The following is a 10,894-nucleotide window of genomic DNA, read 5'->3' as shown; positions in this document are numbered from 1 at the left end:
TCGGTCGGTGGGAGTTTTCCGTCGGGTGTGCGGGGGCCTTGGGCGCTGGTGGGGTCGGTGGACTGGAAGATGGTGCTGGTGTTGTCGCCGCTGTCCCAGGTGTTGCCGTCGAGAGTGCTCCCGTCGACCGTCCTGGACGGCCTTCTGGTGTTATCGGCGGCGGCGTTGTGACGTAGCACTGTTGTGGCGTCTGGGAAGTGGAAGCCGACGGCGCCGTTGCGGTAGGCGGTGTTGTTGTGCAGTTGTATGGTGCCGCGGTTGCCGCTGCTGGCGAAGCCGTGGTTGACGTTGTCCCAGGCGGCGTTGTTGCGCAGTTGGTGGGTGGCCGCAGGGGATGACGCACCGCCGCCGAGGCGGAACCCGTTGGCGTTGCTGCTCCAGGGTGTGATTTTCCACCGGTTGACGCCGTTGCCGTATGCCCAGTTGTGTTCGATGGTGATGGGGCTGGCGAAGTCGCCGACGTCGAAGCCGTTGTCGGCGTTGTTGAATGCGCGGTTGCCGCGGATCACGTTGCCTTCACCGGCGCCGAACTTGATTTCCAGGCCGACGCCGGAGCGGCCGTGGTCGGCGGGGTCAACGTTGTTGAAGAAGTCGCTGTCGAGTACCTGGTTGCCGACGGTGCCGGTGCGCCAGAGCGCCAGAGCGGACCGTACGTTGTCGTGGATGGACAGGTTGCGGAAGATGTTGTGGCGGCATGACTCGCATACGTAGGCGTGGCTACCGGAGTTCTTGATCTCCAGTCCTTGGACGGTCCAGTAGTTGGCGCGGTGGGTGATCGTCCACTGGTCGGCCGGGATCCGGCTGGCGTCGATGACGGGCTGTTCGTCACGGTAGCGGGTCACTGTGATGCGCTGTGTCGGTTGGCCGCTGATGGTGATGATGACCGGTTCGGTGGGTTGGTAGGTGCCGCCGCGTAGGGCGATGGTCTGGCCGGGCTTGACCATGGTGACGGCTTTGCGCAGTGTGGCGAGGGGGCGGTCGATGGTGCCGGTGCCGGAGTCGGAGCCGTTCGGGGCGAGGTAGATGTGTGCGTCGGTCACCCCCGGCGTCTGTGTCCTGGCCGGTGGCCGGTTAGGTGGTGTGGTGGTGGATACGCCGGCGGTGGTCAGCGGCGCGGCGGCCACGTCAGGATCGGCCTGGGGTTGCGGGGAGTGCTGGACGGCGAGGGTGAAGCCGCCGCCCATGAAGATCGCGGCGCCGGCCACGCCCGCGGTGACCTTGTTCGCGGCGGCGTGGTAGATCGCGGTCCAGATGGATGGTGGTGTGACCGAGCTGTTGACGCCGACCACGGCCGCGGTCGCCACGGGGATGAGGGTGAGCCCGTGCAGCAGGCTTTCCGGGGGTAGCAGACCGTTGCGGTGTGTGCCGCAGTGTGGACAGCTGTTGACGTGCCGGATCAGGCGCTTGCGCCACACGGACCGCGGCCGGCCGCGACAGCTCCTCGTGAGGGTGGTGAGTTCGACGCAGCCCGGTGTGGCGTTCAGCGCCCGGACGACGACGCGCGCGGCGTCGAGCTGGGCCTTCATGCGTTGGATGCGCACGCCGGCATGCTTGATGTCGACAGCCAGAGCCGTAGCTAGTTCGGTCCGGGTCAGCTCGCCGGTCGCCTCCTGCCACCACAGCGCCAGAAGGTTGCGGTCGGTGTCGCTGAGCCACCGGGCCGCCTGCGCCACCTCACGGCGTTGACCACTGAGCTCAAGCTCGGTCACGGTCCGCTCGACGAAGTCGCTGCCCGGATCGAGCAGGTCCGGTGGTAACTCTGTTCGCCGCCGAAGCGTTCGCTGCCAGTTCCGCACGTACCCGTGGACCTGCCGGTACGCGATCATTGCCAGCCAGGATCGGAACCGTTCAGGCTCGCGCAGCCGCGGCAGGCCGCGCATGGCCAGGATCATCGTTTCCTGGACCAGGTCGTCAACGTCGGGGTGTCCGTTGAGTGCCCTGCCGATGTAGTTGTAGATCAACGGCAGGTGGGCAGAGATCAGCTCGGTCAGGGCCGCCTCGTCGCCTGCCTGGGCGGCTTCAACCAGTTCCGCCATGCCGCGGACGGAGGTTGCGGCATGTTGTTCCGCCACCCCAGTGGTTCCCCTCGGGCTGCTCTGTTCGTCGACTACAGCGCGGGCCGGTGACCGCCACCATATGCCTACCAATCCACGACCGTGGATTGGTAGGCATATGGTCACATGATCAGCTCGGGGTTGTAAAGCGGCGCGTAGCCGACCCATCGACGCAACGTGCGGCGAGGCCCCGCAGCGGCGCGGACACGAGGTCGACATTTTCTTGTTACCCGGGTGGCCCGCCGAACGTCTCATGAGAAACCCGCATGTGCCCGTCAGGTCGCAGTCGCGGGACAAGGGCTTACGTGTCTGAGGAGAAGCATGCGACGTACCAGGCTCAGCGGCGTCTGTGCTGGTAGCACGATCGGCGGGCCGATCCCTGACACGCCCACGAACGTCCCCCCAACCCTCGAGGAGGTCATCTCATGAGCCGACCCAAGCTCCACAGCAAACGAGCGCGGCGCGGCGCGTTCGCCGCCGGCACGGCCGGCGCGTTGGTCGCCGCGTTGGTCGCCGCGCTCACCTCGACCAGCGCCGGAGCGGACCCCGCCACGCGCCAGGTCGCGGCGGCATCGACGGTCCAAGCGTCGGGTGCGATCGGTGCGCCGACCGGCTTCGCCGCGATCGCCGGGTGGGGACAGGACGGCACCACGGGCGGTGCCGGCGGCCCGACGGTAAGGGTGAACACCGCCAGCGCGTTCCTGGCCGCGATCGCGCGGACCGGACCGCTGATCATCGAGGTCGACGGGATGATCGCGCTGCCCGGACCCATGCACAACGTCACCTCGGACAAGACCATCGTCGGGCTCGGCGCCCACTCCGGCTTCACCGGCGGCGGCCTGAACATCGGGCTGGGAGCCAACGACGGCATCACCTCACCGCCGGCCAACCGGGTCCACAACGTCATCATCCAGAACCTGACCTTCGACGACTGGGCCGACGACGCGGTCAATGTCCAGATGTTCTCCCATCACGTCTGGATCGACCACAACACGTTCGTCGGCGGCTACGACGGAGCCGCCGACGTCAAGCGAGGCTCGTCGTACGTCACCATCTCCTGGAACCACAGCACCCACGGCAAGAACATGCTGGCCGGCCACAACGCCGACAACGCCTCGCAGGACCGCGGCCGGCTGAACATCACCTACCACCACAACTTCTTCGACGGCACCGTCGAGCGCAATCCCTGGGTGCGCTTCGGCAACCCGGTGCACGTCTACAACAACTACTACCGCGACATCAGCAAGTACGGCGTCCGGTCCACCGTAGGCGCGGGCATCCTCGTGGAAGGCAACTACTTCCAAGGCGTCGCCGTGCCCTTCCAACTCAGCGGCGGCGGCGGCACCAACGGCAACCTCGTGTCCCTCAACAACTGCTTCGCCAACTCCGGCACGTCACAGACCGCCGGCAGCGTCAACCCCATCCCCTACAGCTATCAGCTGCAGCCCTGCCAGGACGTCCCGGCCCTGGTAAGCGCCGGCGCGGGCGCCGGCAAGCTGTAGCTGGTGTCCACCGCCGGGACGGTGACGCGTCCCAGGCAGCCGGCAGCGCGCGAACTCGCCATGGCACCTGGAGGGCGGGCTCCAGGCGGCGATTCGCGTCAACGACCGGCCCCCGCAGGCCCCACCAAGCAGTTGACATATAGAGATATAAGTATAGCTTAGGTAAGCGCTTTCCTGGCGGGATGCCGGATCGAGTTTCGATGGCGGGAAGCGCTTACCGCCCCCGGTGGGCGTAACTGGTGTCGGCCTTGCGGCTGACCGTCCGGGCGTATGTCAGCGCCACCTGCGGCACCGTCGGGCAACGGTGCCGCCAGCAGGTGGCTTCCACCCGTGAACAGATGGAGTACGCCATGTCCCATCGACAGCGCCGAAGGGCGTTGTGGACCTCCACGGTCGCCGTCGCCGCGATGGCCGCGACCGGGGTGATCGTCACCACCGGTGTGGCCCAAGCGGCCGTCGGCTGCCGGGTCGCCTACTCGGTCGGCTCACAATGGCCCGGGGGCTTCTCCGGCAACGTCACCCTCACCAACGTCGGTGACCCCCTCACGTCCTGGCAACTCACCTGGTCGTTCTCGGCCGGACAGACGATCACACAGGCGTGGAACGCCACGGTCACCCAAAGCGGCGACTCGGTGCGGGCCGTGAACGTCGGCTACAACGGCAACCTGGCCACCAGCGCCTCAGCCTCGTTCGGTTTCAACGGCACCTGGAACAACAGCAGCAACCCGGCGCCGAGCAGCTTCGCGGTCAACGGAGTCACCTGCACCGGCGGGACCGACCCGACCACACCACCGCCCAACCCCACCACACCACCACCGACCACCCCGCCGCCGACGTCGTGGCCGACGCCGACCGGACAGAGTTCGGTTGACGGCACCATTTCGGTGTCCGGCACCTTCGACGGTGGGATGCGCCGGTACTGCTGCATCGGCGACGGTAGCCAGGAGGAGAGCCAGGATCCGATGTTCCAGCTCGCCTCCGGGGCGACGCTGCAGAATGTGATCATTGGTGCGCCGGCTGGTGACGGGGTGCACTGCTCCGGCCCGTGCACGCTGCGGAACGTGTGGTGGGAGGACGTGGGCGAGGACGCCGCGACCTTCCGTGGCAGCGGCTCGCCGAGCTTCCTGGTCGACGGCGGTGGCGCCCGGTCGGCCAACGACAAGGTGTTCCAGCACAACGGACCTGGGACGGTGACCATCCGGAACTTCCAGGCCACGAACTTCGGCACCTTCTACCGGTCGTGCGGCAATTGCTCCACCCAGCACCGACGCAACGTCGAGATCCAGAACGTGACGTTGACCCGGCCGGGCAGCACCGTGGCGAGCATCAACACGAACTACGGTGACACGGCACGGTTCAGCGGGATCACGATCGTGAACGACTCCAGCCGCAGCATGGTGATCTGCCGTAAGTACACGGGCAACGAGGGCGGTGGTGACCCGCCCGTAGTGGGCACCGGCCCGGACAGCACCAACTGCCTGTACTCCCCATCCGACATCACGTACCGGTAGGCACCGAGCAGGTGGCCTCTAGGCACCACCAAAGCGGGTAGCCGCCGCTGCCCCGCCCCGCACCCCCCCGGCCCACCCCACCCGGGGGTGCGGGGCACAAAAACTGTCGGATCGGACGGCCGCGACACCCGAGTCGCGACTCGTCCTTCGAGCGCGGCAAGTCGTTCGTGACACACATCCACGAGGCGGCGGCACCAAAGACGGCCCACGGCATGGACGCCGCAGGCGACGTGGCCTGCAACAAACCTGCAAACGCCAACCCTTGAGGCTGGAAAGCGCTTTCCATACGCTGGGGTTTCATCGATGTTTCGGTCTCGTGACCGGGCACAAGGACGCGGACCGCGACCCTCTGCGGCGTCTGGGCAGCCAGGGCACATGCCCACACCGTACGCACACTTTGGAGACACACAGATGACGAGATTCAAGGTCCTGATCGCCGGCGCCACCGCCGCCGTGGCAGTGGGGGCGGCGGGCGTTTGGGCCACCGGCTCGGCGTTCGCCGCGACCACCCACTACGAGGCCGAGACCTCCCCGGCGGTCTGCACCGGCACGATCGACAGCGAGCACTCCGGGTTCTCCGGCTCGGGCTTCTGCAACGGCACCAACTCCACCAGCGGCTTCGTCCAGTTCACGGTGAACGCCGCCGCGGCCGGCACCGCGACACTGGGGGTGCGGTTCGCCAACGGCACCACCACCAGCCGCGCCGCCAACCTGATCGTCAACGGCACGACCGTGCAATCGGTGCCATTCGAAGGCACGGGTGCGTGGACCACCTGGGTCACCAAGACGTTGACCGCGACCCTGAACGCGGGCAACAACACGATCCGGCTCACCCCGACCAGCTCGACTGGCCTGGCGAACATCGACTACCTCGACGTCACGACGGACGGCACGCCACCGACGACCCCGCCGCCGACGACGACCCCGCCACCCACCACGCCGCCACCGGCTGGGGACACGCTGTACGTGGCGCCGAACGGCAGTGACAGCGCTGCCGGTACGCAGGCGAGCCCGACGACGCTGACCTCGGCGATCACCCGCATCGCGCCCGGCGGGACGATCTACATCCGCGGCGGTACCTACAACTTCTCCCAGACGGTCACCATCGCGCAGGGCAACAACGGCACCGCGAGTGCCCGTAAGAATCTGTTCGCCTTCCCTGGCGAGCGGCCCGTGCTCAACTTCTCTGCGCAGGCCGAGGACCCGGCCAACCGCGGGCTGGCCGTGGGCGGCAACTTCTGGCACATCAACGGCATCATCGTCGAACGCGCCGGCGACAACGGGATCCTGCTGGCCGGCAACAACAACATCATCGAACGCACGATCACCCGGTACAACCGCGACTCCGGCCTGCAACTGTCGCGGCTGATTGCCGGCGCACCGCGGGAGCAGTGGCCGTCCAACAACCTCATCGTGAGTTCGGAGTCGCACGACAACGTCGACTCCGACGGTGAGGACGCCGACGGCTTCGCTCCCAAGCTCACCGTCGGCCCCGGCAACGTGTTCCGCTACACCGTGGCCCACAACAACATCGACGACGGCTACGACCTGTACACCAAGTCGGACACCGGCGCCATCGGCGCGGTCACCATCGAGGACTCCCTGGCCTACGACAACGGCACCCTGTCCAACGGTGGCCAGGCCGGCAACGGCGACCGCAACGGCTTCAAGCTCGGCGGCGAGGACATCGCGGTCAACCACGTCGTACGCCGCACCATCGCCTACAACAATGGCAAGCACGGGTTCACGTTCAACCGCAACCCCGGCTCGATGACGATCTCGAACAACCTCGGCATCGACAACACCGAACGCAACTTCAACTTCGACGGCGGCACCTCGGTGTTCCGCAACAACACCTCCTGCGACAGCGGATCCAACGACCGGATCATCGGCAGCAGCGACGCCTCCAACCAGTTCTGGGCCGGCACCAACGGCTCCCGCTGCACCAACTTCAGCGGCTCCCTGAGCTGGTCCTTCGCTGCAGACGGCCGCCTCGTCGTCACCATCGGCGGACGAACCGTCACCCTCTAACCCAACACCAAACACCCGACTTCACCATCCGACACTGTCGAACGGGCAGAAGGCACGACAGTCGACCGCGTCAAGGCTGGCGTCATGTCCCTGGTGGGCCTATCCGGTTCGTCCGGCGAGGCCCACCAGGCCCATCCCAGGCCGCAGCACCGCCCACGCCAGCCGCCTCAACACGGCCGAGCGCCGCAACGCCGGGCAGGACCGACCAACTGCCACCATGAGCGCCCGCGGGCGCTCAGGTTTGCCGGCCCGTGCCAACGGTCGTCCAGGCTCATCGATTGGAATCCCGCCACCCCTCGAGGAGGTCACATGAGATCGCGTCGATCGCCTCCCGGCCCTCGGCGACGGCCAGCGGGTCGACGTAGCGGCCTTCGGGGGCCCACAGGTCGTCGATTTTCCTGGCGCCGCTTCGCCGGATCGGGGCGGACTTGTCTATCGCAGGGTTTCCGGTCTTTGGGTTGCCGCGACAAGTGCGGCTGAGGCGCACAGTGCAGCGGTCCAGACGAGCGTGGCGTCGGTCGAGGAATGGTCGGCGATGGTGCCGGCCGCCCACGGGCCGATGGTCTGGCCGGCGGCGAAGACTGTGGTGAAAGCGGAGAGGGTGGGTGCCCAGTCTTCGGGGCGGGTCGTGCTGCGGATGGTCGCGGTGACGGCGGCCGGAACGGTCATGAAGGTGCCGCCGTAGGTCAGGACCGAGACGGCGAGGACGGCGTATGACGAACTGACGAGGGTGAGGACGCTCGCGCCGGCGAGGAGGGCTAGCAGGGTGGTGAGGACGCGGGCTGGCGGCCATGCGGCGATCAGGGGACTCCACAAGCGGGGTGCGGCCATGGCACTTGTCCCCAGTAGGGTCCACAGCATGCTGATCTGCCATATGGGCGTGTGCTCGTGGGCCAGGGCGGCTGACAGGAACGTGATGTAGGCGATGTATCCGGCGGCGAAGAGTAGGTAAGCGACGCCGGTGCGCCACAGCCGTCGTAACCGGCGTTGGCCTGTGGCCGACTGGAGCTCGGGTTCGTCGACTCGTGCGGCGCTCCAGCTAGCGACGGTAGCCAGGAGGGCGAGGGCGGCCAGGCCGATCCAGGCCATCGGCCAGGCGTGCGGGGTGTGCGTCATCAGGCTCGGCAGCGATGCTCCGCTGACGGCGATGCCAAGCCCTGCGCCGGAGAAGTAGATCGTGATCGGGGCGGGCGAGCGCGCGGCGGCGGCGCGGCGCGAAGCGATCACGCCTCCAGCGACGAAGACCAGGGCGCCGCCGATGCCTGCCGCCGCGCGTGCGGTGAGCAGCGCCAGGTATACGCTGCTCAGCGCGGTGCCGGCCAGGGCCAGGGCAGTGATCATCATGCCTAGGCGGAAGATCGCCGTGGGCCCCCACCGCCGCGCCGCCACGCCGGCGAGTACGGCTCCCAGAAGGTAGCCGACGCTGTTGGCGGTCGTCAGCGCACCGGCTTGGGCAAGGCTCCAGTGCAGATCGGTTCGCATGGCCGGCAGGAGCAGGCCGTAGGCGAAGCGGGAGATCCCCAGGGCCGACGCGGTTCCCAGGGCGAGTCGTGCGGCGGTCCAGCGATACGCCGGAGCTTGCGGGCGGAGCGAACCGGTGGCCTCGGCAGGGGTGGGAATCAGGTTCACCGGGTGGTGTCTCTCACGTGCCGGTCGAGGAAGGCGATCACCGTACGGGCGAGGGCGACTCGATGGTCGGACAGGGCGTGGTCGGTGCGGAAGACGTGGTGCTCGATGCCCGGAACGGGGTGGGCGCGGTAGGCGTCCACCAGTGGCCGGTGGTGGGTGTCGGCGGGGGTGACAGTGTCGTGGTCGGTGCCGATCAGTAGCACGGGGCGGGTGGCTAGCCGTGGCGCGAGGTGGGCCAGGCTCCACGAGTTCCCCGCTGCCTCCATCTCCGTGACCAGCGCCTGCGCACTGGTGCCGGTCAGGGGGAGCAGTTCGCCGGCCCAGTCTTCGAGGTAGGCGGCTCGGACCGCCGGGTCGGACCGGCAGGCGGCGGCGGCTGTCCCGAAGTCGAACCCGGCCACCGAGCCGACTGCGGCCACGCCGGGATCGGCGGCCGCGGTCATCAACGCGGCGAAACCGCCCGGGCTGTGGCCGATGACGGCCAGCCGGCCCGGGTCGAGAGCGTGGGCAGTGGCCGCCTCGGGCTCGCGCAGGCGGGCGACCACGCGAGCCGAATCCTCCAGCACGTGCGCCCACGACCAGCAGCCGTCCATCCCCCACGAGCCGCGGTAGTGGAACACCAGCGTGGCGTAGCCGGCTCGACGCAACGCCTGCGCGAGGTCGAAATTCCGCTCATGCCCTGGGAAGCCGTGCAGCAGGACTACCACGGGGTGCGGGCCGGGGCCGGACGGCAGGTGCAAGACGCCCAGCAGCGTTGCGCCCGCACTCTGAAAGGTCACGGGCACCGTGCGCGCGGGAGGTCCCTGCACGTGGACGGGATCAGTAACGAGCGGGTCCGGCACAGCATGCTCCTTAGATAGAACCGATCGGTTCGATCCGGAGGTTAGCAGACCATCGAACCGACTGGTACCATCTTCCGCATGCCTGTTCCCAAAGGCAGCACCTTGGACCCTGACCGCACCCGGGCGGCGATCGTTCGCACCGCGGAAGGCATCCTCTACGCGCGAGGGCTCGACGGCGTGGGGATCGCGGAGTTGTGCGCCGAGGCGGGCATCTCCAAGGAGACGCTGTACCGCCACTTCGGGTCCAAGGACGGACTCGTCCGCTCCGTCCTGGAAGCCCGCAGCGACCGTGTCACACGCTGGCTGGCCCGGGCCGCCGTCGACGCGGGCGACGAGCCGGCGGCCCAGCTCGCCGCGGTCTTCGACGCCCTCCGCCTCTGGTACAACGAACCCGGCTTCCGCGGCTGCGCGATCGTGAACGCCGCCACCCAGCACCACACCGCTCCGGCCAGCACCATCGCCGCCCGTCATCTCGGTCGTTACCTGGACCTTTTCACTGCGATCGCCACCCGAGCCGGAGCCGCGAATCCCGGCGCTCTGGGACGGCAGCTCCTCCTGCTCCTGGAAGGCGCGACCGTCGTCGCCGACCACCTCGAAGGCCCCGGCGCTGCCGACGACGCCCGGGAGGCGGCCCTCGCCCTCCTGAGCAACGCGGCCAAACAGCGCGCCGACAATTCCTGCTGATGCGTGTTACACAGGTCGGTCCAGGCGCCACGGTTCGGCCCGTCTCCGCTGGCCTGCGGCTATCTCAGCTGCGGCCCTCTTCTGCGACCAGAGGGGCCGGGTCACCGGATCGTCCATCAGCGAATCCGTCCCGGCTGACCGACCGGACGGCGACCTCGTCTGCTCTGCGGGGCCGACGTTCCTCGGCGTGGGCTGGCCGCTGCCCCCGCTTCCCGGGCCGCCCGGCTTCGACCAGGCGGGCAGCGCCGGGGTCACCGAGTGCCGTTACCGTCGGTTGCTGCTGTCGAAGGAGGCGCGGTTGTCGACGATGGCGGACTGGTGGGTACGCACCCAGAGGACGAGGTGGTCGACGGCCTCGGCGAGGGAGCGGCCGAGCGCGGTGAGCTCGTACTCGACCCGTGGAGCAACGTCAGCGGCAGCCCGCGCCGTGGAGCACCTTCGCCTCATCGCCGCGGGCCTGCACATCGCGACGGTTCGTACCCAACTCAACCTCTCCCTGGTGGCCGATTTCGAATCCTTCACCAGCTTCACCCCCGCCGATCGCCACACCGCGGCCCTCCATCAACTGCTCACCGAAGTCATCGCCTGGACCCAGGCTGTCGCTCCCCTGCGCGCAGCCTGAATGGGAGGACACATGTCGA

General features: G+C 68.3%; 8 protein-coding genes. 5 read left to right on the top strand and 3 right to left on the bottom strand.

Features of this window, described 5'->3' with window-relative positions; all coding sequences use genetic code 11:
• Positions 1-2,222, bottom strand: a 2,222-nt coding sequence (locus tag AAH979_RS41860; protein ID WP_346263665.1) for a sigma-70 family RNA polymerase sigma factor, incomplete at its 3' end; no start/stop codon positions are given.
• Between the two features lie 257 nt (positions 2,223-2,479).
• On the opposite strand from AAH979_RS41860, the gene AAH979_RS41855 reads away from it, so the two are divergent.
• The 3 genes from AAH979_RS41855 to AAH979_RS41845 all read left to right on the top strand — a co-directional run bounded on the left by AAH979_RS41855 (position 2,480) and on the right by AAH979_RS41845 (position 7,098).
• Complete coding sequence (locus AAH979_RS41855) at positions 2,480-3,556, top strand: pectate lyase (protein WP_346263664.1); 1,077 nt, start codon at positions 2,480-2,482, stop codon at positions 3,554-3,556.
• Between the two features lie 350 nt (positions 3,557-3,906).
• Complete coding sequence (locus AAH979_RS41850; protein WP_346263663.1) at positions 3,907-5,067, top strand: pectate lyase; 1,161 nt, start codon at positions 3,907-3,909, stop codon at positions 5,065-5,067.
• A gap of 411 nt (positions 5,068-5,478) precedes the next feature.
• Positions 5,479-7,098 (top strand): CBM35 domain-containing protein, encoded by a 1,620-nt coding sequence (locus AAH979_RS41845; protein WP_346263662.1) that lies wholly within the window; start codon positions 5,479-5,481, stop codon positions 7,096-7,098.
• A 432-nt stretch (positions 7,099-7,530) separates the two neighbouring features.
• Here AAH979_RS41845 and AAH979_RS41840 read toward each other — a convergent pair whose 3' ends face one another.
• Positions 7,531-8,727 carry a YbfB/YjiJ family MFS transporter gene (locus tag AAH979_RS41840; RefSeq protein WP_346263661.1) on the bottom strand — a complete coding sequence of 399 codons (1,197 nt, stop codon included), beginning with the start codon at positions 8,725-8,727 and terminating at the stop codon, positions 7,531-7,533.
• The gene (locus tag AAH979_RS41835) at positions 8,724-9,506 is read right to left on the bottom strand and encodes an alpha/beta fold hydrolase (protein ID WP_346263660.1); all 783 of its coding nucleotides are present in this window, start codon (positions 9,504-9,506) and stop codon (positions 8,724-8,726) included. The genes AAH979_RS41840 and AAH979_RS41835 overlap by 4 nt, the downstream gene beginning before the upstream one ends.
• A 141-nt stretch (positions 9,507-9,647) precedes the next feature.
• On the opposite strand from AAH979_RS41835, the gene AAH979_RS41830 reads away from it, so the two are divergent.
• Both AAH979_RS41830 and AAH979_RS41825 read left to right on the top strand, forming a co-directional pair.
• Positions 9,648-10,253: a TetR/AcrR family transcriptional regulator gene (locus AAH979_RS41830; protein ID WP_346263659.1), complete on the top strand. Its 606-nt coding sequence runs from the start codon at positions 9,648-9,650 to the stop codon at positions 10,251-10,253.
• A gap of 187 nt (positions 10,254-10,440) precedes the next feature.
• Positions 10,441-10,875 carry a hypothetical protein gene (locus AAH979_RS41825; RefSeq protein ID WP_346263658.1) on the top strand — a complete coding sequence of 145 codons (435 nt, stop codon included), beginning with the start codon at positions 10,441-10,443 and terminating at the stop codon, positions 10,873-10,875.
• The last annotated feature ends 19 nt before the right edge of the window (positions 10,876-10,894 follow it).

It is taken from the genome of Plantactinospora sp. ZYX-F-223, assembly GCF_039649625.1.
Lineage (GTDB): Bacteria > Actinomycetota > Actinomycetes > Mycobacteriales > Micromonosporaceae > Plantactinospora.
This window is presented reverse-complemented; position numbering and strand designations above follow the sequence as displayed.

What these genes read in the sequence shown, in the direction of transcription:
- AAH979_RS41850 (WP_346263663.1), top strand. Translation starts at nt 3,907, where the DNA reads ATGTCCCATCGACAGCGCCGAAGGGCGTTGTGGACCTCCACGGTCGCC.
- AAH979_RS41845 (WP_346263662.1), top strand. Translation starts at nt 5,479, where the DNA reads ATGACGAGATTCAAGGTCCTGATCGCCGGCGCCACCGCCGCCGTGGCA.
- AAH979_RS41855 (WP_346263664.1), top strand. Translation starts at nt 2,480, where the DNA reads ATGAGCCGACCCAAGCTCCACAGCAAACGAGCGCGGCGCGGCGCGTTC.
- AAH979_RS41830 (WP_346263659.1), top strand. Translation starts at nt 9,648, where the DNA reads ATGCCTGTTCCCAAAGGCAGCACCTTGGACCCTGACCGCACCCGGGCG.